The organism is Methylocapsa palsarum (genome assembly GCF_900114285.1).
Classification (GTDB): domain Bacteria; phylum Pseudomonadota; class Alphaproteobacteria; order Rhizobiales; family Beijerinckiaceae; genus Methylocapsa; species Methylocapsa palsarum.
The window spans coordinates 308,564-330,667 of sequence record NZ_FOSN01000002.1; the positions used below are offsets into that span (position 1 = coordinate 308,564).

Genomic DNA, 22,104 nt, shown 5'->3' on the forward strand with positions numbered 1-22,104 from the left:
CCGGCACGGGGATGATTAAAAGAGCCGGAAATTAGGCAGGTTCAACAAGTATATAGCGTCGTAGTAGCGTAGCGTGCAAATACAGGAGAACGGCGGCGCGTCCGAAAGCTGATCGCCTATCGGACAACGTCAATCGACCTTCTTTGGGCCGAGCCCATATCGTCCGATTTGAGGATTCTCTGAGATGTTCGAGATCGAAAGCGGATTCGAAAGTCATGTAATAAGGCTTGTGGAGAAGCACGAATGACCGACCTTTCGAAGGTCTTGTGGGTTAAGTTCGGCTGGTCGGACTGGTATCGCGGCGGGCTGGTCGATGGCAACTTCGGCTGGCTGAACGCGCAAAAGGGCAAAAAGAATGAAGGGCGCGGCCACGAAGCGTTCAACTTCGCGCCCGATCCCGACGGCAGGTATCATTGTTATGTTCCGCCTCAGGGGAGGGGTTATGCACCTTCAAATGATGACACTGAAGGCTGGACTGTCATATGCTTGGCTAAAAATCCCAAGCACAGGGGAGTCCATATTGTCGGCTGGTATGAGAATGCCAGCCTGATCGGTGATAGGAAAAGCCCCAATCCATCAGCCGGAGATGGGGACGGGTCTTACTGCATCACGAGCAAGTCTGCCTTTTTCGTCCCACCAGAGCAACGGAACGATCCATTCTCGGACACCTCTGTCGGACAATCGAAATACTCATTCCTCGCTGGGCCCGACGTAAAAGCCAGCAACAACAAACTGCGCGTGCTCAGCCTTCTGAAGCGCAAGCTGAAAGCGCTCCGCGGCATCGTCGTCCACAATCCGAGCGTAGACAGCGCGCCCGATCCCGAACTCGATCCTGTTGACCCCCTGAAAGGCTTCGGCACCGCAGAGCATCGCAAAAAGGTAGAGAAAGCGGCAGAGCAAGCTGTGATTGCGCACTATGATGCCAAGGGGTTCACGTCCCAACGCGTAACTCATATCCCATGCGGATATGACTTTGTGTTCACCAAGGGCAAGACGGTCCGCCATGTCGAGGTGAAGGGCACCCCCAGCCCCAACCAGCAATTCTTCTTGACCCGGAACGAGTACGAGATAGGGCTTAGGTCTAATCCATCGTGGCGGCTGGCTATGGTGATCTCCGCACTGTCGGATGCGGATCGCAGAATCGTCGAATATGACGCCAAGGCGCTGAAACAAGCATTTGACCTCGAACCTTATGTTTATCTTGGAAAGTTCGTTCCAGAGGTAGAAAACTGATGGCCTGAGCTCCCAAGCCCAAAGTCCTCGAAAAGGCTGGCACGCTCAACCATACGGAAAACAGCGGAATCGAGTGACAGAGATACTGTTATCCCAAGGGCGAAGCTTGGCGGTTCGTATGAGCCGTTGGCAGCCGCCGGATAGCCTGTGCGCTCTGGCGTAGGCTGAGGGACTGGGCGGGACTCGATCTGCCTCATTCGTGTCTGTCTGAAAGATCGTTGTGTGGTGGAGACATCGTGACGTCCTCGGAAATCTCCTGTTGGAGCTTTGGCCCCTTCGCCAGCCGGCGCCCCAGTGCGACGACGAAGGCATCGTAGCGTTCGCTAGCCTTGGCGCGGGCGGCTTGAGCCGCCGGTTCGGGCAGCGACGGAGTGGTGGCGAGCCAGAATTTGATGAATACGGCGAGCGTTTCCACGGCAATGCCGACGTCGCGCTCCATCCGCGTCATGCGGCGGTCAATCTGGTCGAGGCGTTTCGTGAGGACGGCTTCACGGCGCTCGGCCGCGTCCGGCGACAGGAAGCTGGCGATGGCGGCCTCGGCGATAAGCGACTGAGGCTGGTCCCGGCGGGCGGCATAGTCCGCCAGCATCGTCATGACGTCGGGATCGAGATAGACGGAGATTTGCGCTTTCTTTTTGCGTGCCGTCACGGTCGTCACAGCTCCATTCCGTCGCCGGGATCAAGCGAGACCTGCCGGGCGACGCCCTGGATGATCCCGGTCATCCGGCTGTTGCGCGTGGCTGCATCCTCCATCTCGTCATCGCGCTCGGCGTCGATCTCGAACTCGTTCTCGATCGGCGCCATTTTTTCCGCAGTCTGCGTCCGGCTGAGTTCGGGTTGGTGGCGACGCTCGGAGTCGGTCGGATCATCGTCCTCAGTTGCGGGCGCCGGTGTCGACTCGCCGGTCTGCGGCCGGGGCGGCAACGGCAAGGTGGTCCAGTCATCGGGGCGCCCCTGTTTCGGCTTCGCAAGTAATGGCGGCGGCAGGATGCGTTCCTTGAACCGCGCGTCCTCATAGTAGCGCGCCTTCTTCGCCCGGATCGGCGGCGTGCCGGCAACCATGACAATCTCGTCGGTGGGCGGAAGCTGCATCACTTCGCCGGGGGTCAACAGCTGCCGGGCCGTCTCCGAACGCGACACCATCAGATGGCCAAGCCACGGCGACAGCCGGTGCCCGGCATAGTTCTTCATCGCCTTCATTTCGGTCGCGGTGCCTAGAGCATCCGAGACGCGCTTGGCGGTGCGCTCGTCGTTGGTGGCGAAGCTCACCCGCACATGGCAGTTGTCGAGGATCGAATTGTTCGGCCCATATGCCTTCTCGATCTGGTTCAGAGACTGGGCGATCAGGAAACTCTTCAGCCCGTAGCCCGCCATGAAGGCGAGCGCGCTCTCAAAAAAGTCCAGACGCCCCAAAGCGGGGAACTCGTCGAGCATCAACAGCAGCCGGTGGCGACCGGCCTTTGCCTGCAAGTCCTCCGTCAGGCGACGACCGATCTGGTTGAGGATCAGGCGGATGAGCGGCTTGGTCCGGTTGATGTCGGAGGGCGGCACGACGAGGTAGAGCGTCGTCGGGTGCTTGGCGCCGACGATATCGGTGATCCGCCAGTCGCAGCGACGCGTGACTTCGGCGACCGGATGCGGGCCGGCTTCACCTAGATGCGCCGTCGTCATCATCGCGGCGAGCGTGTCATCGCCAGCGCGGCGCGCGAATTGCTAAATAAATCCGACAACGAGCGGTCGGGCGTGCTCTCCACCGCCATGTCGTTTCTGGGTCTGTATCGTGATCCCGTCAGCCACGCCCTGCTGGTCGGCGCCATCCTCCATGTCCTTTATGCCGGGGCGGACAAGACGCTCGCCGGCGTCGCCGCCTTTCTCTCCGATCCGAAGCGGCCGATCGAATCGCGATTTTTGATCTACCGGGGCCTGACGAGGCTCTCGCCGCCGCGCGGGAATTCATGCAAGTGCACAAGGACCATATGCCCGGCTGGGAAGGCGCCTGTGAAATCCGCGGAATTGCCGGCTCGATGACCAGGGGCGCCTGACATTTGGCGGCCAGCGGGACGGAGAGCGATATCCACCGCGCGATCCTTGCCACATGGCGGATCGAGCAGCCCCGGCTGACCGCCAGCCTGAGTCGGATGCTGCGCGACGTGCCGTTGGCCGAGGAACTGACCCAGGATGCGCTCGTCGCGGCGTTGGAACGGTGGCCAAAGGCCGGCATTCCCGATCGTCCGGGCGCTTGGCTGATGGCCACCGCCAGACGCCGCGCGCAGGAGCATTTGCGCCGCACACCGATGCTGACCCGCAAACTTGCGATGATCGCGGTGTCGCTGGAGGCCGAGCAAAACGCGATGCCCGATTTCGACTCTGCCCTCGATGACGACATTGGTGATGAGATGTTGCGGCTGATCTTCACCGCCTGTCATCCGCTGCTGCCGCCCCCATCGCGCGCCGCATTAACGCTGCGCATGATCTGTGGACTCACCACCGGGGAGATCGCCCGCGCATTCCTGCTGCCGGAGGCGACGGTCGCGCAGCGCATCGTGCGCGCCAAGCGTCTGCTATCGGACTCGGGCATCGCCTATGAAACACCGCGCGGGGAGGAACGGGCTCAACGGCTGCCCGCCGTGCTGGAGGTCATCTACCTGATCTTCAACGAGGGCTATACCGCCGCGCGCGGTGACGACTGGCTGCGGCCGGAACTCTGCGACGAAGCGCGCCGTCTTGGTCGCGTCCTTGTCTCCCTGACGCCCGAAGAACCCGAAGTCCACGGCCTGGTCGCGCTGATGGAACTGAACGCATCGCGCAATGCAGCGCGCACCGGTCCCGAAGGCGACCCCATCCTTCTCATGGATCAGGATCGCCGTCGGTGGGACCTGTTGCAGATACGGCGCGGCCTGAACGCTCTCGCTCGCGCACAGGCGCTTGGCGGAGGGTCGGGTTTTTACGGCCTGCAGGCCGCCATCGCCGCCTGCCATGCACGTGCATCCGCCCCGGAGGATACGGATTGGGCAGGCATTGCCGGTCTTTATGCGCATTTGTCAGCACTGACCCATTCGCCGGTCGTCGAACTCAACCGGGCGGTGGCTGTGGCGATGGTTGCCGGGCCGGCCGCCGCACTCGAAATAGTGGAACACCTCGCCGGGGCTCCTGAGTTGAAAACCTATCACTTGTTGCCAAGTGTGCGCGGCGACCTTCTGGAACGGCTCGGTCGCGTGGAGGACGCCCGCCAAGCATTCGCCCTTGCCGCCGCCCTTGCCACGAATGAGCGCGAGCGGGCTCTGCTGGAGCGCCGGGCCAAGGGCAGCCGCGCTGATGCCTTTAACGAACGCCTGGGCGGATGATCTTACAAGCGCTGACGGCACTTTTGGCTTTGACCTGTTTGGGGCGTCAGGCTTGGAATGGCGTGCAAAGATCCGATAGTGGCCGATAGACGGCTTGCAAAGGCCAACAGAAATTCTTCAATAAAATCAGTATTGTAGTTTTCTGACGGGACCTGAGCCGGTAGTATTTGAACGGAAAAATACTTTTTGCAACAAATTCAAGTGGTTGCAACGATCTCAAACAATCGAGTGGGAATAGTTTTTGCCCTGCCGGGCGTATCCAAAACTATGCTACGATACTGAATTCATTAAGCTGCTACAGCAATCTGTAGCTATCGGCCAACATAGGTTTGTAGTTACCTTGGCGATTTGCGCTGTTTGATCGACTATTATCACTCGAGCAAACGAGTAAGAGTCGTTTTTTCTGTGCGCCTCTATGCTCCCGCTATCCGAAAAAAGGAAATGACAGTCGCGGCGACGCCCGCGGTTTACGAAAAGCCAGGAAAAACCCCGCCCCGGCGGCCAGGGCAAGACCAGCGGCGGCGAAGAACAATACGCTGGACGCGGGGGCGACCCTGAAAGGAAAACGCGCGACAAACATCCGGCCATGCTCGTCCCGCGCCCTGACCACGCCGATGTAATCGCCCTTTTTGAAGTCATGCTGAAAGCTCAGCGAGCCGGCGGGATATTTCTTCGGGGGAACGTAGACCTCGGTGTATTGCTCCCAATCGTCTTCGTCGTCGCCCTGCGCGGCGTCGCGCAGGATTCGAAAGTCGATCAGCATGTCGCGCAGTTCATTGTAATGATCCGAGGCGAAGGCCATTCCTCCCGAATCCTGTTCGACATCGAGGACGATCAGCGTGCGGCCGGCGGATGGAAGGTCGCCGCAAAACGGTCCTTTCGCGTCGCTCTCCGGCTGATAGCCGCTGTAATTCAGCAAGTAGGGACCGATCCGAACCGAGCAGCGGTCGCGCACCGCCGTCACGCCCTCGCGGCCCGAGGCGAGCGACGCAAAAAGGCAGCCGATCACGAAGCAGACCGCCGACAAAGCAAAATGTTTCATTGCCGCTTTCCCGATCAAAACGCCGCAGCCGCTGAAGAACCCTTAACTTCCGTGACGGCCGCAAGGGTTCGCAGCAAATCATTCGCCAGCGCAATCTGCGTCTCGTGTGCAGTTGCGAGCCGCCGAATGGCGGTCCAAGCTTCGGGCGGCTATAGAACGGATGACGCCACAATCTTGCGCCACATAACAGCAAGAGCCAAGAGCGATATCAGCGCCAAGAGCGATAACAGGGGCGGGTCCTCCGCCTCGCGCCCCTTCCGAATACCCGCGGCCTTCGCTTACTTCTCCTGTAGCCGCGCGATGAGCGCCATCGCGGCGGCGGGGGCGCGGACTTTCGCGCCTGAAATGACAAAGGCGTAGACCGGGCGCGAGACCTTCGGCATGTGAACGTCCGGCGCGGCGCGGGGCATGTCGTCGGGGACGGCGCCCGCCGCATAGGTTTTCAGCCGGTTGGCCCAGAGGTCGAGCGCCCCCGCGTCGTATCCGGTTTCGACAGCCTCCTTCGTTCGTTGCAGGCGGAGGTAGACAAAGTCCGCGGTGACGTCGCCTGTCATTTCGTGAGCGTCGCTATCGACGATCACGCGCGCCGCGCCGTGCGCGCGCAAGATCGCCGCCGCCTCGGCATGCGCAAAGCTCTGGTGACGCGCCTCGATGGCGTGTTGGAGCTTGCGATCCCCGAGCTTTTGGGGAAGTTCGCGCAGGAAGCCCTCGAGCGCATCGGCGTCGAATTTCCGCGTCGGCGCAAGCTGCCAGAGGATCGGCCCGAGGCGGTCCCCGAGTTCATCGAGCCCCGAGCCGAGAAAGTGCTGGATGGCGGCCCCTGCGCGATCATTATCGCTGGTGTAGGTTGCGCCTCTCGGAGCCTTGACCGCGAAGACGAAGCCATCCGGCGCGCCGCTCGTCCACGCGGCGAATGTAGCGGGGCTCTGGGTGCGGTAGAAAGTGGCGTTGATCTCGATCGCGCTCAGCCGTGCGCAGGCATAGGCGAGTTCGTCTTTTTTCTTTAATCCGGGCGGATAAAAAACGCCGCGCCATGGCGCGAAATCCCAACCTCCGATGCCGATGCGGATGGGCCCGGACACTGTCGCATGTTCGTTTGACGCGCGTTTGGCCATGTCTCTAGTCGAATTTGGTCTGTAAACGTATTTCAGGGTCTTTAAACGAATTCAGGCTGTGCGGGTTGCCTTTCATCAAACCAGGCCGGCGTCGCGGCGCGGCGCATAGGGCTCTTCGAGCGCGGTGATCTCCTCGGCCGACAGCTTCAGCGACAGCGCCGCGACCGCGTCGTCGAGATGCTGAGGCTTCGAGGCGCCGATGATGGGCGAGGTCACGCCATTTTTCTGCAACAGCCAGGCGAGGGCCACCTGCGCGCGCGGAACCCTCCGGACTGCGGCGATCCCGGCGACAGCCGCGATGATCTTCTGGTCGGCTTCCACGGCTAAATTATACAGCGTCTTTCCATAGGCGTCTGTCTCCTGCCGGTCGCTGGTGGCGTTCCAGTCACGCGTAAGCCGGCCGCGGGCGAGGGGGCTCCATGGCAAAACGGCGACGCCCTGATCAGCGCAGAGCGGGAGCATCTCGCGCTCCTCCTCCCGGTAGAGCAGGTTGAGGTGATTTTGCATGCTGACGAATTCGGTCCAGCCATGCAGCCGGGAGGTGAACAGAGCCTTGGCGAACTGCCACGCGAACATCGAGGAGGCGCCGATGTAGCGGGCCTTGCCCGCCTTTACCACATCGTGCAGGGCCTCGAGGGTTTCTTCGATCGGCGTTGCGTGATCCCAGCGGTGGATCTGGTAGAGGTCGACGTAATCGCAGCCAAGCCGGCGCAGGCTGCCGTCGATCTCGGCCATGATCGCCTTGCGCGACAGGCCTTCGCCATTCGGTCCTTTGCGCATCCGCATATAGACCTTTGTGGCGATCACAATCTCGTCGCGTTTCGTAAAGTCCTTCAGTGCCCGGCCGACGATTTCCTCAGAGGTTCCGTCGGAATAGCTGTTCGCCGTGTCGAAAAAATTGACGCCAAGCTCGACCGCCTTTTTGATGAGCGGCCGGCTCTTGTCCGCGTCGAGCGTCCACGGATGGGCGCCGCGCTCCGGGACGCCATAAGTCATGCACCCAAGCGTCACCCGGGAAACCTCTAGGCCGGTGCGTCCAAGCCTTGCATAATCCATCTGCGTCCCGTGAGCGTTTGCGGCGATATTCAAGGCGACCTCGGCTCCCGGCGGGGCGAGGTCACGGACTCTTAGAGCGCTTTCCGATCGCATGAAGTCATGCGATCGATCAGAAATCGCTAAAGAATCAAGTTGAGCATAGTCTTGTCGATTGGATTGATTCAATCCGATCGGAATATGCTCTAAGGGGAATTCCGAGGATGCGCCGGTAGCGTGTATTGCGAACCGACGAGCGGCGCGGACCAATCGTCAGGCAAGCGGGCGATTTTTCGCCGGAGTTATGCTTGCTCCAAGACCCATGCGCTTTGAAGTTCTAGGACTGCCCAAGGTTGAACCGGCCAAGGTTGGACTGGCGAAGGAAAGCAACGCCCGCCCAAATTTACAAAATCAGCGGGCTTCGATCGAACCTGTGACGTCGCCGTCCTGAGGCCGCAAATGTCCTCTTGATCCCGATGACGGTCCGCCCGAAGACACATTTTGCGCGATCGAGTTAGGTTCTGCGCCGTCTTGAACCCGCATTGCCGCGGGCACGGTCCCGCCGGAGGCCCAGCCATTGTTCGGGGAACGCGAAGACTTCGATCCGAACTCCATCCGGACGTGTCCGCCGACCCAGATGCAGGCGTCGGAGCCTGGCGCCGCCACAAAGCCGGGGCCATAGACGGCGCATTGCGCATTTGCGCGGGATTGCGCCGATGATTTGCCATAGGGCAGGTCGTTGGCCCGCCCGGTTTGAGCAGCCGCGAAAAAAGCTGCGAAGCCACAACAGATAAAGAGACTTTGCGTGCGCAAACTCATGGGGCCTCAATTGATTCGCTCTAGTTTCGGCCTGACTGAACTGAGCCTACAATGGGGCGATTTAATGATGCCTTAAGTTCGGCGCCGCCAATCGCCCAGCGCGGCCTGTGCCAGCGCGAGGGCCGCGACGGCGGCGGTGTCGGCGCGCAGGATGCGCGGCCCAAGGGACAGCCTCAGAACGTGCGGCGTCGCGAGGAGCGCTGCGCGCTCCTGCGGATCGAAGCCGCCCTCGGGCCCGATCAGCACGGCGAGAGGACGCCCGGCCTCGGCGGATGCGACATCGCGCATCGCTTCGAGGGGATCTCGCACGGGCGCGTTTTCGTCGCAGAAGATGAGGAGGCGGCTCGCGTCCCAAGCGCTCAGCAGCGCCTCGAGGCGCGCGGAAGTCGCGATCTCGGGAATCGTCAAAATGCCGCATTGTTCGGCGGCTTCGATCGCGTTGGCACGCATTCTGTCGAGATTGACGCGCTCCGCCTGAGCGCGGCGGGTGAAGACCGGGCGCAACACGCCCGCGCCCATTTCAACGGCCTTCTGCACCATATAATCGAGCCGGGCGTGTTTCAGCGGCGCGAACAGATAATGTAGATCGCATCCCGGTTCCTGAACCCGGACAAGGTCTTGAATTATAAGGGAGACAATCTTCCGTCCGGACAAGGAAAGACGCGCCCGCCATTCCCCGTCGCGCCCGTTGAAGGTCAGGAGTCCGGCGCCGTCCGGCAGGCGCAGCACGTTCCGCAGATAATTCGACTGGCTTGCGTCGAGATCGACGCGAGCGTCCTGATGAAGCGACGAATCGACGAAGAGCCGATGGGAGGTGAAGTCATAACGGGGCGCCGACAAATTTATTAACCTAAAGATACGAAAAAGCCATTCTTGCAGGGCAGGGATACCACAATCTTGACGCGTCCGCGGAACTGCGCGGGCGGCTTGCCTGTCTCGGCGCCTCTTTGCTAAGGGATTTGGAAAGTGAAATCATTGCAAGCGAAAGACCGAATGATGATCACGCGCAAGCTCCTCTGCGTCGCACGCAAGGCGGCGATTCTCGCCGCGTTCGGCGCGCCGCTCGCCGTTTGCGGCGCGGCGATCGCCCTCGATTGCAATGAGGATATCGCGAAACTCACCAAAAAAAGACAAGGCGTCATCGACCAGCTCAATCATCAGTCGAAGGGGGCGAAGAACCAGCTCGATCCGATTGCGGCTTGCCCCAAACTGCGCGCGCTGGTCTCCGCGGAAAGCGAACTCGTCGCATACCTCACTAAAAACAAGGAATGGTGTTCGGTCCCTGACGAGGCTTTGGCGAACATCAACGCGAGTTCGGCCAAATCGAACTCGGTCGCGAATCAGGCCTGCAAGGTCGCCGCCCAAATGAAAAAGGCGCAGCAGCAGCAATCCGCGGGCGCGCTGAACGCGCCTCCGAGCCAGAAACTACCAACCGGCCCGCTTTGACGGGCCGCTCGCGCGGGTCGCCGCCTCTGGAGCATATTCCGATCGGAGTGAATCAATCCGATCGAGAAGAATATGCTCAAGCTTCTGATTCTGGAGCGATTTCTGATCGATCGCAGGACTCCCTGCGATCGGAAAGCGCTCCATGTTCGAACGATTGTCGGCCGCAGGACTCTGTGGCGGATCAGCTGATCTTCAAAATCGCGCCAAGCTCGTGGACGCCCTTCCTTCAGCTGTCGCGTATTGATCGCCCCATCGGATGGTGGCTTCTCGTCCTGCCATGCTGGTGGTCGAGCGCGCTCGCCAGCATCGCGGGAGGGCGGCTGCTTCATGTTCGCGACCTGCTTGCTTTCTTGATCGGCGCCATCGCCATGCGCGGGGCCGGCTCGACGTTCAACGACATCGCCGACCGCAAGATCGACGCGAAGGTGGAGCGGACCCGCGGACGCCCGCTTGCCTCCGGCCGGGTGAGCGTCCGCGCCGCATGGGTCTTTATTGCGGCGCAATGCCTGGTCGGGCTTGCGGTTCTGCTCAGTTTCAACCCGTTCGCGATCGCGCTCGGCTTTTCGTCGATGGGGTTTGTCTGCGTCTATCCCTTCATGAAGCGGATCACGAACTGGCCTCAGGCCGTCCTCGGCGCGGCCTTCGCCTGGGGCGGGCTGATGGGATGGGCGGTTGCGTTCGGCTCGCTTGCGCTGGCACCTGTGCTGCTCTATTTCGGCGCGGTTTTCTGGACGATCGGCTACGACACCGTTTACGCCGTGCAGGATGTCCCGGACGACGAAAAAGCGGGCATAGGTTCGACGGCGCGCTTCTTTGGCGCTCATATCCGCGCCGGAGTGGGCGGCCTTTACGCGCTGTCGGTGGTTTTCGTGGGCGCGGCGTTCATCGCCGCGGGAGCAGGCGGTTGGGCGCTGGCGGGGCTCGCCGCCTTCGCCGCCCATCTGGCCTTGCAGGTCGGCCGCATCGATGACGGCGCGGCGAGCGCTTTGCGATTGTTCCGCTCCAACCGCGACGCCGGGCTGTTTTTGTTCGCAGGCCTTGCCGTCCAGGCGCTGAGCAACGTCCTGATGCAAGCCTGAGCTTTATTCGCCTGAGCTTTATTCGGCTGAGCCCTATTCGGCAGCGAGGCTTTCTTGCGCGCCGATCCAGGCCGCGAGATCGCGCTGCGCCCTTGCGCTGAGGGCGGCTTTTTTGGCCGCCGCCTTCTCGGCGCCGCGCAGCCTCCTGCCTTCGGACGAGGGCGGCTTTTCGGCGAGGGGGGGAAACAAACCGAAATTGATGTTCATGGGCTGGAACGACGGCGGACCGGCGTCGATGGTTTCGATATGCCCGGCGGTAATGTGATTGATGAGGGCGCCAAGCGCCGTCGTCGCTGGAAACGGGCGAAAGGCCTCCCCTTTATGGTCCGCGGCGGCCATCAGGCCCGCAGCAAGACCGATCGCGGCGCTTTCGACATAGCCCTCGCATCCGGTGATCTGACCGGCGAAACGCAGCCGGGGATCGGCCTTGAGCCTCAGCGCGTGGTCGAGCACCTTGGGGGAATTCAGAAATGTATTGCGGTGCAGACCGCCAAGGCGCGCAAAGACCGCCTGCTCGAGGCCCGGGATCGATCGGAAGACTTCAACCTGCGCATGGTGTTTCAGCTTCGTTTGAAATCCAACCATGTTGTAAAGCGTCGCCAGCGCGTTGTCCTGACGCAGCTGGATGACGGCATAGGGCTTGACGCCGGGCGTGTGAGGATTGGTGAGGCCGAAGGGTTTCATCGGCCCATGCCGCAAGGTCTCGCGGCCGCGTTCCGCCATCACCTCGATCGGCAGGCAGCCGTTGAAGTAGGGGGTGTCCGCAAATTGTTCGAATTCCTTCGCGCCGGTTTTTTCAGCGCCGGCCAGCGCGTCTATAAAGGACTCGTACTGGTCTTTCGTCAGAGGGCAATTGATGTAATCCGCTCCGGTTCCGGCCGGTCCCGCCTTGTCGTAGCGGGACTGGAGCCACGCCTTGTCCATGTCGATCGATTCGCGATGCACGACGGGCGCGATGGCGTCGAAAAACGCAAGATCCTTCTCGCCGGTCAAGTCCCTCACCGCCTCGGCGAGTGCTGGCGACGTCAACGGCCCGGTCGCAATGATCACGTTGTCCCAGTCCCGCGGCGGGAGCCCAGCGATTTCTTCACGGCGCAGTTCGATGAGCGGCTGCTCCGCAATCATCCGCGTCACGCATTCGGAAAAATGGGTTCTGTCGACCGCGAGCGCGCCGCCGGCGGGGACCTTGTGGGCGTCAGCCGCGAGTATGATCAGCGAGCCGAGCGCGCGCATCTCGCGGTGCAGCATGCCGATCGCGCTTGTCGGATCGTCGGCGCGAAACGAGTTCGAGCAGACGAGTTCGGCGAGACCCTCAGTCTGGTGCGCGGGCGTTTTGCGCACGGGCCGCATCTCGTGAAGGGCGACGCGCAAGCCTTGACGGGCGATCTGCCAGGCCGCTTCGGCTCCGGCGAGGCCGCCGCCGACGACATGGATGACGGGCGCGGAGACGGATAATGGGTTCAACATGCGGCTACGATAGTGGAAGTTTCATCGGAATGTAAAAAAGCTTGGCGCCTCCGGCCGCGCCGGCGCGTCGAATGAAGGGCTCATGAAACCTCGAACCAGGTCGCCATTCCAGAGCATTGCCGCTCCGCCGTCAGCCCTTCGATGACCCATTTTCCCGGATTGTCCGCGACGAAGGCGACATGCTTTGTCTTCCCGGCCGGAACGAGAACGCTGTCGCGCCAATAGGGCTCCCAGCCGTCGTCGAGATCGTGCAGAAGCCGCATGTGATGCCCATGCACATGGATCTGCTGCACGAATGGCGTCCGGTTGACCAGCCCGAGCGTGACGGGTGCTCCACGCTTTACGCTGAAAAGCGGTTTGCGGGCCCATCCGTCCCAGGCCGTTCCGTTGAGCTTCCAGTAGAGCAGCCGGCCGGAAGCCGCCGCCGCCGGCGGCGAAACCGCCTCGATCGTCACGTCGATCTTGCGGGACGCCTCGAGTCTGATCGCGCGCGGCAAAAGCGGATTTTCGGGAAGCGAGCCGATCGGCGAAAGTTCAGGCCGCTTGGCGCCTTCGGTCTTGATCTCGAGAAGCGCCCGATCGGCCTCGCCGTCGCCGCGAAGCGTCAGGACCGCGCGGGCGCCGGGCTGGTCGGGCAAATCCATCATCACGTCGAAACGCGCGCCGGGGCCGACCGGAATGGTCTGCCGATTTGGCTCGAACGCCTCGCAGGGCTGGCCGTCGACCGCGAGGATCCACGGTTTGACCCCGTCGAACGATATCTGCATGATTCGCGCGTTGGCGGCGTTGAGGATCCGGAGCCGCAGGCGTGAGGCGGGGGGCATGGTCAAGGTCGCGGGCGTTTGAGCCGAGTTCAGCGTGACGCATGAACCGATGCGGCCAGGCCCTGCCGCCTCGGCACCGAAGCCGGCGATCCTGGCCTCGCCGTCGAGGGTCCAGTCGTCGAGCACGACGAGCATGTCCTTGTCGGCCGCGGGAGGGTCGGCCTCATCGACGATCAGGACGCCATAAAGACCGCGCTCAAGCTGCTCTCCCAGTAAGGGCAGGACATGCGGATGATACCAGAAGAGGCCGCTGTCGGGCGGCGTGAAACGATAATCGAAGGACCCGCCGGGCGGCGCGGGCTCCTGGGTGAGGCCGCCAACTCCATCCATGGCGTTGACGATCCGCACGCCCTGCCAGCTGAGCGTCAGCGGCTGGCTCAGCCGGTTGACGAGCCTGATCTTGACTTCGTCGCCTTTCTTGTAGCGCAGGAGCGGCCCGGGCGAGGCGCCGTCAAATCCCCAGATCGGCGTCAATCCGGCGGGTTCGGGGAGCAGTCTGAGCGTTCCTTCGCGAGCTTCCATCGTGCGGAAGCCGTCGGGCGCGGCCGGGGCCCGCGCTGGCAGGTTGATGAGGGTCACGGCGACGCCAGAGCCGAGAAGTCGGCGTCGGGTAATCAATTCTGCCGGTGGCAAGGGACGTCCTGACCGCTCGATCGCGCCGTGACGCGGGGAAGGTCAGGCATATCTCGAATGACAAAGTTTGCAACAGACCTGTCGTGACGGCTTTGCGCTAGAGCATATTCCGATTGGATTGAATCAATCCAATCGACAAGAATATGCTCAAGTTTTTAATCTGGAGCGATTTCTGATCGATCGCATGACTGCATGCGATCGGAAAGCGCTCTAAAGCCAGCGCCGGACATTGGCCTTGTATTCGCGATACGGGTTGCCGAACTTTCGTTCGAGATAGGATTCCTCCGGCAGGATGACGCCCTTTTGCAAGACTGCGGCAAGCGCCGCCGCCAGCGCCATGAACCAGAGCGAATGGATGAGAAACGAGACCCCCAGGCAGAACAGCACCATGCCGAGATATATCGGGTTGCGGCTGACCTTGAAAACGCCGGTCGTCACCAGCGACGACGTCGGACGCCGCGGATCGACCGGCGTCTTCGAACGAAACATTTCCCATAAGGCGAGACCCGCGAACCCGAGGCCGCAGCCGATGAAAAAGAGCCCGAAGGGCGCCGAATAGGCCCGAGGCGTAAATCGGATCGGGATCAGAACATCGAGCAGGCCGCCAAGGCCGAGCGCTCCCGCAAAGATCAATGGCGGGAAGGCCGCGATCTGGGGCCTGTCGGAATCGTCTCCTTGCATCAGTCGCCTCTAAGTCGGTGACGGCTCCGTCACGGGTTGGGTCAAAGCAACTCAGAACTGGAAATAGATGAAGTCGTTGCTGCCGAAGGCGCCGAAGAGCATGATGTCATAAAACAGAACCAAAGCGCCGAACATCGGCAGGATCCAGCCGGCGCGCGCCGATCTGAGGAGGCCGGGCCGGTTCGCGATCAGTCCGTCGACGATGACCAAAACGATAATATGGGAAACGAGCAGAAGCAATTCCACGCTGCTCAATCCCAGAATTTTGAACGTCCCGTAGGAAACGGGTCCAAAGTGAGTCCAGGATTTCAGAATATAGATCGCATCGTGGAAGGAACGCGCCCTGAAGAAGACCCATCCGATGAGGACGGCCGCCAGCGTGTAAACGAGACCGGCCGCGGCTCCGGCGAGGCCGGCTGACGAAACATTGGTCGCCGTCAGCGGCGCCGGCGCGGCGCCGACCGCCGCGGCGACCGGGGACAGCCGCCGCGACCGCCTCACGACGTCTTCGAGGACGAGAGCCGTCCCATGCCACAAGCCCCAGATCAGAAAGGTCCAGTTGGCGCCGTGCCATAGCCCGCTCACGCCGAACACCACGAGCATGTTGCGCACCCAGGCTGGGCGCGTCGTGCGATTACCTCCGAGCGGCACGTAGAGATAGTCACGGAACCATGTCGACAGGGAGATGTGCCATCGCCGCCAGAAGTCGGTGAGGCTCGTGGCGAAATACGGCTGGCGGAAATTGATCATGAGATCGATTCCCATGATCCGCGCAATTCCGATAGCGATGTCGGAATAGCCCGAAAAATCGCAATAAATCTGGAGCGCGAACAGAAAGACGGCGATAAAGGTGTAGCTGCCGTTGAACGAAGTCGGATTCGTGAAGACGCCGTTCACGAACGGCGCCGCGATGTCCGCGATGCACATCTTTTTGAACAGACCCCAGCCGACGAGCCACAGTCCCGTCGCGATCCGCTCCGGCGAGGTCGGACGCTGCGCCTTGTATTGCGCGATCATATGGGACGCGCGTTCGATCGGGCCGGCGACGAGCTGAGGGAAAAAGGCGACGTAAACCGCATAGTAAAGCAGGTTGCGCTCGGCCGGGAAGCGGCGGTTGTAGACATCCAGCGTGTAGCCGACCGATTGAAACGTATAGAACGAAATCCCGACCGGCAGGATCAGGTTCAGCGCGAGCGGCGGCAGCTCGACGCCGAAAAATCCCGCCGCTCCGACGATGTTGCTGAGCAGGAAATCAAGATATTTGAATGTCCCGAGAAGCCCGAAGTTGATGGTCAAGGAGGTGAAGAGCGCGGCCCGGCGCACGACGGCGCTTTTCGCGGTGTCGATGGCCAGGGCGGAGAAATAATCGACGAAGGTCGTAAAAAGCAGAAGGATCAGAAACGAGGGGCGCCAGCCCGCGTAAAATATATAGCTGGCGATGAGGAGAAGCACGGGACGCGCGCCGCGCGGCGTCGAGAAATAAAGAACAAGAAACGTCGAGAAAAAAACGAAGAACTGAAACGAGTTGAAAAGCATATCAGCGCCTCGCCGCTATCTGCCCCTGGAACAGGGCGGCCAATTGCTTCGAATATCGTTCGGCTCCATGCATATTGAGATGGACCGGATCGGAGAATTCGGCCAGATCGTAGATCCAGTACGCCGGCCCGACGACATGGACGCGAGGAAATGATTTCAGGGCTTTAACCGACTCGGCGTCGATGGGCGGCGCCTCAGCGAACTCGCCGGGCCGGTACGCGGTCGGAATCAGTACGATCTGGAAGTCATACTGGTCGGCCAGCCGCATCAGCCGCTGGAAATAGGGATCGTTCGTATCGACATTGCGCGTGGCGACCTTGTTCGGAGTGTCGGTCGGCAGCGAATAGCCGTCGGGGAGGCGATCGCCGGCATAATGGCTCTGCGATTTGATGAAATAATATCCGCGTTCTTCACGCATTTTCTCGATTTGCGACGCGTTGGACCGGTACTGAGCCGTCAGCGAACCGGCGCTGCGCGATTCAAATGCGAAGATGATCGCGTCCCGGATGAAAGGCCGGAAGGGAAACAGAAGTTTCACCATTTTCTTGTTGTCGAGGAAATAATTCCAGGGCGATTGGCTCCGATCCGCCTCATCCTCGGGTAGGGGCAGGGTTTGCAGGAACACATGGGTCGGCGCGGCGCCATGGGTCAACGCCGTCTCGAGAAGGTCGAGAAACCGGGAATCGCCCGGAATAGCCAGATTTTCCGCACTGGATTCGGAGCCGACCTGCGAACTGAAGACCGATGGCCGAAATCCAGCAAGGGTCTTGCTGTTGCCGAAAGCGATCACCCTGATTTTGTCCCCAGGCGCGAACATGTGGGGATTGAGCGCAAGAATCTGCTTTTCCTCGGCGATCGCGGTTGCGCCGTTTTGCACGAAAGGAAAGCTTTTCGAGATGGCGTAGAGCGAGAGCCAGATTGCGGCGGCGAGGATGAGGAAAACGCCGAAGGTTCGCCAGAGGGTTGAATAGGTGAGTTCCACGGCCGCGCCGTGGGGTTCGGTCGTCCAGTCCTTGACTCTGGTGTCCAGCATTCTGCTCCTGGGAGGCGGACCGCCGACTTGACTTAAGCGCCGCTGTTTCTACGCCAATATGAAAGCCGAAACTCCGCTGAATCTCGATCGCCGCGATCCGCAGGCTCCACCGATCGGGGGCGAAAGGTTCGCGCGGAACTTCCTCTGCTGCGCTGCAATTTTGTACCTTTCCGGTCCGATGAAATCAAGCGCCGCCCACGCTGACATTAATGAACATTCCTTTTTTGAATGATGACGCGGGGGCCTGGTTTGGCGCAGCGCGACGGTTTCGATCCTGGCTTTCGAACTTCTTTTTTTGCTGCATCGTCTTAATGTGGTTGATATAGAGCCTTCGACGCGGTGCGGCGGCGCCATTCGCCGGGTCGCGGGCGTGGCGGAACTGGTAGACGCGCCGGATTTAGGTTCCGGTGATGAAAATCGTGGGGGTTCGAGTCCCTCCGCCCGCACCAATTCACGTTTCGTTCAGTATTTCGAGCCGGAAGTCCCGGTTCTCAAGCTTTCAGTCATTGTTCAATCGCCGCAGTTCAATCGTTCGCAAATGTAGACCGTGAGGCGCTCGCATCGCCGCGGTTAGGTAGAAAAAAGGTTCATCTCAATGCAAGTCACCGAAACCCTTTCGCAGGGCCTTAAGCGCGAATTCAAGGTGGTCCTTCCCGCCGCGGATCTCGCCACCCGTCTCGAAGGCCAGCTCGCCGACGTTCAAGCCAAGGCGCAGATCAAGGGGTTTCGCCCGGGCAAGGTGCCGGTGGCGCATCTGAAACGTCTCTACGGCCGCTCCATCATGGCCGAGGTCGTGCAGGAAGCCGTCAACGAGGCCCACAAGAAGATCGTCGAGGACAACGCGTTCCGGCTGGCGACCGAGCCGAAAATCGATTTCGCCGGCGAAAAGGACGAAATGGAGAAGGCTTTCGAGGCGAAAGGCGATTTCGCTTTTACGGTCGCGCTTGAAGTGCTCCCCAAGATCGAAATCGGCTCGTTCGACGGAATCGAGATCGAGCGTCTCGTCGCCGATGTGGCCGATTCCGAGATCGACGAGGTCGTGACGCGGCTGGCCGAGCAAAATCGCGCCTATCTTCCCAAGGAAGGCGAGAGCGCCGTCGCGGAGGCGGGCGACAAAACCACGCTGGATTTCGTCGGCAAGATCGACGGCGAACCTTTCGAGGGCGGCGCCGGAGAGGACGTGGACCTCATTTTGGGCTCAAACAGCTTCATTCCCGGCTTCGAGAGTCAGGTGGAGGGTTTGCGCGTCGGGGAAAGCCGGACGATCTCGGTCGCGTTTCCCGATGATTATTCTGCGCCTCAACTGGCGGGAAAAGCGGCGGAATTCGACGTGACCCTGAAGTCTGTCGCGGCGCCCGCCGAGGTCAAGATCGACGACGATCTGGCGAAAAGCTTTGGGCTCGAGGATCTCGCCAAGCTCAAGGAATCGATTCGCGCTAATATCGAGAAGGATTACGCCGCCGCCTCCCGGCGCAAATGGAAGCGCGGCCTTCTCGATGCGCTGGACGGCGCCTACGCCTTCGATCTGCCGGAAGGGCTGGTCGCGCAGGAATTCGAAACCGTCTGGCGCAAGGTCGAGGCCGAACAAAAACGCGCCGGCCGCAGCTTCGAGGACGACGGGACCACGGAGGAGGCCGCGCGGAAAGATTATTTCAAGATCTGCGAGCGCCGCGTGCGTCTTGGCCTCCTTCTTGCGGACATTGGCGAAAAAGCCGGAGTCAAGGTGACGGACGAAGAGGTCAATCAGGCGCTGATGGAGCGCGTCAGATCCTTCCCCGGCCAGGAAAAAATGGTCTGGGATTATTACCAGAAGAATCCGCAGGCGCTGGCCGAAATCCGGGCGCCGCTGTTCGAGGAGCGCGTCGTGGATCACATCGTCGCTCAGGTCAAGGTCAATGAAAGAAAGGTTCCGAAAGAGGAATTGCTGGCCGTCGACGAGGAGGAATCCGCGGAGGCCGCCGAAGCCGAGCGGTCTGCTTGAAAGCGGCGGCGTCACGATTTGCTTGCCCGGCGCCGGTGAACAAACTATGAATCAAAGGAACCCGTTGATAATCCCTCGTCGATGATTATCTCGCCTCTCGAGGTTGTAATTCGCGATAATCTGCGAATTGGGCGCCTAATCGAGGAAACTACCGCACAATAGAGGAATGTATCCGTCATGCGCGACCGCGATCCAATCGAAATATACGGCAATTATCTCATTCCTCAGGTCATCGAGAACACCAGTCGCGGCGAGCGCGGATTCGACATTTATTCCCGGCTGTTGCGCGAACGGATCATCTTCCTGACCGGTCCGGTCGAGGACCATATGGCCTCCGTGATCATCGCCGAACTTCTCTTCCTCGAGGCGGAAAACCCGAAGAAGGAAATCTCGATGTACATCAATTCGCCTGGCGGCGTGGTGACGGCCGGCCTCGCGATTTATGACACGATGCAATTCATCCGGCCGAAAGTCTCGACGCTCTGCGTCGGGCAGGCCGCCTCGATGGGATCACTTCTGCTGGCGGCCGGCGCCGAGGGAGCGCGCTACGCCCTGCCGAACGCGCGGATCATGGTTCATCAGCCGTCAGGCGGCTTCCAGGGCCAAGCTTCCGATATCCTTCGCCATGCTGAAGATATTATGAAGGTGAAGAAGAGATTGAACGAGATCTATGTCCGGCATACCGGTCGGGACTACGACACGATCGAGTCGACTTTGGATCGCGATCATTTCATGTCGTCCGACGAGGCGAAAGCGTTCGGGCTTGTCGATCAGGTCATCACCAAGCGTCCGGACGATTCGGCCGCGGCGCCGGGAAAATAGGCTCGCGAAGACTTCGCCGAGAGCTCCCAAATAGGACTTGCGCCTGCTTTGCCTGTTTTTTAAGGCAAGGCAGGCAAGCTCAAAATAAAGGCGACCTCAAAACAGGGGCGGCAAGGTGCGGAGGTGGCGGGGTTTGGCTCGCCGCCGCAAAATGTCGCCCGGACGGTTGGAAAGACTTTTAACGGCGCGTTTCTTGCTTCCTCATCGCGTCATGGATCTGAAAGGGTGATCTGCGTGCAGGTTTGGACGGTCCCGGACAATCGCGGCGCGACGGCGCAAGGTCGCGGCTCGGTTCGTCCGTCAATGAAGGATTTGTCACACCTTCTTGAGTCGGAGGCCGCCTTGCGTCGGAGCTGGAAATGTTAAAGTCTTGCGTTGCATGCGCGAACATGATTGCATTTCGACCGGCGTGGTTTTGAGGAGAACTGCAACCAAGTACTTCTAGATGGGATGATTCGTGTGCGAATCTCCCGTTTGAACGGGCCGAGGAGTCAGCCTTGGCCGCCAGAATACTCAGCAATGACCGTGGTTTGCACATGACCCCGGCGAGTACGGAGACTCTCCATGACCAAGGTCGGCGGCGGCGACGCGAAGAACACGCTCTATTGCTCATTCTGCGGCAAGAGCCAGCATGAAGTCCGCAAATTGATTGCCGGCCCGACGGTTTTCATCTGCGACGAATGCGTCGAATTGTGCATGGACATCATCCGCGAGGAGAACAAATCCTCGCTGGTGAAAAGCCGCGACGGGATCCCGACGCCGAAGGAGATCTGCAAGGTTCTCGACGATTACGTCATCGGTCAACCGCAAGCCAAGCGGGTGCTTTCGGTCGCCGTCCACAATCATTATAAGCGGCTCAATCATTCGACCAAGCACAACGACGTCGAGCTTGCGAAATCGAATATTCTTCTGATCGGCCCGACCGGCTCCGGCAAGACCTTGCTGGCGCAGACCCTTGCGCGCATTCTCGACGTGCCGTTCACCATGGCCGACGCCACGACCCTGACGGAAGCGGGTTATGTCGGCGAGGATGTCGAGAATATCATCCTGAAGCTGCTGCAGGCCTCCGATTACAATGTCGAACGGGCGCAGCGCGGCATTGTCTATATTGATGAGATCGACAAGATTTCCCGCAAGTCGGACAATCCGTCCATCACCCGCGACGTGTCCGGCGAGGGCGTGCAGCAGGCGCTTCTGAAAATCATGGAAGGCACGGTGGCGTCCGTGCCGCCGCAGGGTGGCCGCAAGCATCCCCAGCAGGAATTCCTGCAGGTCGATACGACAAACATCCTCTTCATCTGCGGCGGCGCCTTCGCGGGGCTCGAGAAGATCATCTCGACGAGGGGTAAATCGACCTCGATCGGCTTTGGGGCCACGGTTCAATCGCCGGATGATCGCCGGACTGGCGAAATCTTCCGCAAAGTCGAGCCGGAGGATCTTCTGAAATTTGGACTAATCCCGGAATTCGTCGGCCGCCTGCCTGTGATCGCGACGCTGGAAGACCTCGACGAAGAAGCGTTGAAGAAGATTCTGACGGAACCCAAGAACGCGCTCGTCAAACAGTACCAGCGCTTGTTCGAAATGGAGAACACCGAACTCACCTTCCAGGACGAAGCTCTGAATGTCGTTGCGAAAAAGGCGATCGAGCGGCGGACCGGCGCGCGCGGCTTGCGCTCGATCATGGAGGGCATTCTGCTCGATACGATGTTCGATCTTCCGGGTCTCGACAGCGTCGAGCAGGTTGTGATCGGTCCCGACGTGGTCGAGGGAAAATCGCGTCCGCTTTATATTTACGCCGAGCGAAACGAGAAGAGCGGAACGAGCGCTTGATCTGCAGTCGAGAACGCCGGTCGGCGACGCAACGTCTCATCCGGCGCTTCCAGCTTTGACGCGAGCACTTGAAATTGGTCAGCCTCAATCACAGATGATGAATGTAAATTGTTTCCCGAAAATGGAATCGCTGAAGCGGGCGGCGTTGGCCGTTGGGTCGGCGCGGCTCTAGCGCTTCACCTTCTTT

General features: G+C 60.7%; 19 protein-coding genes, 1 tRNA gene and 1 pseudogene. 9 read left to right on the forward strand and 12 right to left on the reverse strand.

Features of this window, described 5'->3' with window-relative positions; translation table 11 throughout:
- Window positions 1-243 precede the first annotated feature (243 nt).
- Window positions 244-1,233: a protein NO VEIN domain-containing protein gene (locus BM177_RS04330; RefSeq protein WP_091678515.1), complete on the forward strand. Its 990-nt coding sequence runs from the start codon at window positions 244-246 to the stop codon at window positions 1,231-1,233.
- 193 nt (window positions 1,234-1,426) lie between these two features.
- Here BM177_RS04330 and BM177_RS04335 read toward each other — a convergent pair whose 3' ends face one another.
- Both BM177_RS04335 and BM177_RS04340 read right to left on the reverse strand, forming a co-directional pair.
- Window positions 1,427-1,882, reverse strand: a complete 456-nt coding sequence (locus BM177_RS04335; RefSeq protein WP_091678873.1) for a CopG family transcriptional regulator — start codon at window positions 1,880-1,882, stop codon at window positions 1,427-1,429.
- Between the two features lie 5 nt (window positions 1,883-1,887).
- A pseudogene (locus tag BM177_RS04340) lies at window positions 1,888-2,937 on the reverse strand (type IV secretory system conjugative DNA transfer family protein); the annotation flags it as partial.
- Here BM177_RS04340 and BM177_RS04345 point away from each other — a divergent pair.
- Window positions 2,890-3,261, forward strand: coding sequence for a hypothetical protein (locus BM177_RS04345; protein ID WP_175492474.1), 372 nt, complete (start codon window positions 2,890-2,892; stop codon window positions 3,259-3,261). The pseudogene BM177_RS04340 and the gene BM177_RS04345 overlap by 48 nt on opposite strands.
- A gap of 17 nt (window positions 3,262-3,278) precedes the next feature.
- On the forward strand, window positions 3,279-4,577 hold the full coding sequence (locus BM177_RS04350; RefSeq protein WP_091678524.1) for an RNA polymerase sigma factor: 1,299 nt from the start codon (window positions 3,279-3,281) through the stop codon (window positions 4,575-4,577).
- A gap of 424 nt (window positions 4,578-5,001) precedes the next feature.
- Here BM177_RS04350 and BM177_RS04355 read toward each other — a convergent pair whose 3' ends face one another.
- The 5 genes from BM177_RS04355 to BM177_RS04375 all read right to left on the reverse strand — a co-directional run bounded on the left by BM177_RS04355 (window position 5,002) and on the right by BM177_RS04375 (window position 9,425).
- Window positions 5,002-5,619 (reverse strand): hypothetical protein, encoded by a 618-nt coding sequence (locus BM177_RS04355; protein ID WP_091678529.1) that lies wholly within the window; start codon window positions 5,617-5,619, stop codon window positions 5,002-5,004.
- Between the two features lie 278 nt (window positions 5,620-5,897).
- Complete coding sequence (locus tag BM177_RS04360) at window positions 5,898-6,701, reverse strand: DUF72 domain-containing protein (protein WP_244532103.1); 804 nt, start codon at window positions 6,699-6,701, stop codon at window positions 5,898-5,900.
- A gap of 108 nt (window positions 6,702-6,809) precedes the next feature.
- Window positions 6,810-7,790, reverse strand: a complete 981-nt coding sequence (locus BM177_RS04365; RefSeq protein ID WP_091678877.1) for an aldo/keto reductase — start codon at window positions 7,788-7,790, stop codon at window positions 6,810-6,812.
- Window positions 7,791-8,177: 387 nt separating this feature from the next.
- Window positions 8,178-8,585 carry a porin gene (locus BM177_RS04370; RefSeq protein WP_091678538.1) on the reverse strand — a complete coding sequence of 136 codons (408 nt, stop codon included), beginning with the start codon at window positions 8,583-8,585 and terminating at the stop codon, window positions 8,178-8,180.
- A 72-nt stretch (window positions 8,586-8,657) separates the two neighbouring features.
- Window positions 8,658-9,425 carry a 16S rRNA (uracil(1498)-N(3))-methyltransferase gene (locus BM177_RS04375; RefSeq protein ID WP_091678540.1) on the reverse strand — a complete coding sequence of 256 codons (768 nt, stop codon included), beginning with the start codon at window positions 9,423-9,425 and terminating at the stop codon, window positions 8,658-8,660.
- Window positions 9,426-9,551: 126 nt separating this feature from the next.
- Here BM177_RS04375 and BM177_RS04380 point away from each other — a divergent pair, with 126 nt between their 5' ends.
- Together BM177_RS04380 and ubiA are read left to right on the forward strand one after the other, a co-directional pair.
- Entirely contained in the window at window positions 9,552-10,031 is a 480-nt protein-coding gene (locus tag BM177_RS04380; protein ID WP_244532104.1) for a hypothetical protein, read from the forward strand.
- A gap of 173 nt (window positions 10,032-10,204) precedes the next feature.
- Window positions 10,205-11,110, forward strand: a complete 906-nt coding sequence (gene ubiA, locus BM177_RS04385; protein ID WP_244532105.1) for a 4-hydroxybenzoate octaprenyltransferase — start codon at window positions 10,205-10,207, stop codon at window positions 11,108-11,110.
- Between the two features lie 33 nt (window positions 11,111-11,143).
- Here ubiA and trmFO read toward each other — a convergent pair whose 3' ends face one another.
- From trmFO to BM177_RS04410, 5 genes are all read right to left on the reverse strand, one after another.
- The gene (gene trmFO, locus BM177_RS04390) at window positions 11,144-12,577 is read right to left on the reverse strand and encodes a methylenetetrahydrofolate--tRNA-(uracil(54)-C(5))-methyltransferase (FADH(2)-oxidizing) TrmFO (protein ID WP_091678543.1); all 1,434 of its coding nucleotides are present in this window, start codon (window positions 12,575-12,577) and stop codon (window positions 11,144-11,146) included.
- A gap of 80 nt (window positions 12,578-12,657) precedes the next feature.
- Window positions 12,658-13,980: a multicopper oxidase family protein gene (locus BM177_RS04395; RefSeq protein WP_244532107.1), complete on the reverse strand. Its 1,323-nt coding sequence runs from the start codon at window positions 13,978-13,980 to the stop codon at window positions 12,658-12,660.
- Between the two features lie 264 nt (window positions 13,981-14,244).
- Window positions 14,245-14,715, reverse strand: coding sequence for a methyltransferase family protein (locus BM177_RS04400; RefSeq protein ID WP_091678551.1), 471 nt, complete (start codon window positions 14,713-14,715; stop codon window positions 14,245-14,247).
- 51 nt (window positions 14,716-14,766) lie between these two features.
- Complete coding sequence (locus tag BM177_RS04405) at window positions 14,767-16,251, reverse strand: MBOAT family O-acyltransferase (protein WP_091678555.1); 1,485 nt, start codon at window positions 16,249-16,251, stop codon at window positions 14,767-14,769.
- 1 nt (window position 16,252) lies between these two features.
- Entirely contained in the window at window positions 16,253-17,284 is a 1,032-nt protein-coding gene (locus BM177_RS04410; RefSeq protein WP_091678558.1) for a hypothetical protein, read from the reverse strand.
- Between the two features lie 364 nt (window positions 17,285-17,648).
- Here BM177_RS04410 and BM177_RS04415 point away from each other — a divergent pair.
- The 4 genes from BM177_RS04415 (at window position 17,649) to clpX (ending at window position 21,917) form a co-directional block, all read left to right on the forward strand.
- Window positions 17,649-17,733, forward strand: a tRNA-Leu gene (locus BM177_RS04415).
- A gap of 146 nt (window positions 17,734-17,879) precedes the next feature.
- On the forward strand, window positions 17,880-19,265 hold the full coding sequence (gene tig, locus BM177_RS04420; protein WP_091678560.1) for a trigger factor: 1,386 nt from the start codon (window positions 17,880-17,882) through the stop codon (window positions 19,263-19,265).
- A gap of 177 nt (window positions 19,266-19,442) precedes the next feature.
- A complete protein-coding gene (locus tag BM177_RS04425; RefSeq protein WP_091678562.1) occupies window positions 19,443-20,087 on the forward strand; it encodes an ATP-dependent Clp protease proteolytic subunit in 645 nt (214 codons plus the stop codon).
- A 564-nt stretch (window positions 20,088-20,651) separates the two neighbouring features.
- On the forward strand, window positions 20,652-21,917 hold the full coding sequence (gene clpX / locus BM177_RS04430) for an ATP-dependent Clp protease ATP-binding subunit ClpX (RefSeq protein WP_091678564.1): 1,266 nt from the start codon (window positions 20,652-20,654) through the stop codon (window positions 21,915-21,917).
- Window positions 21,918-22,104: the final 187 nt, after the last annotated feature.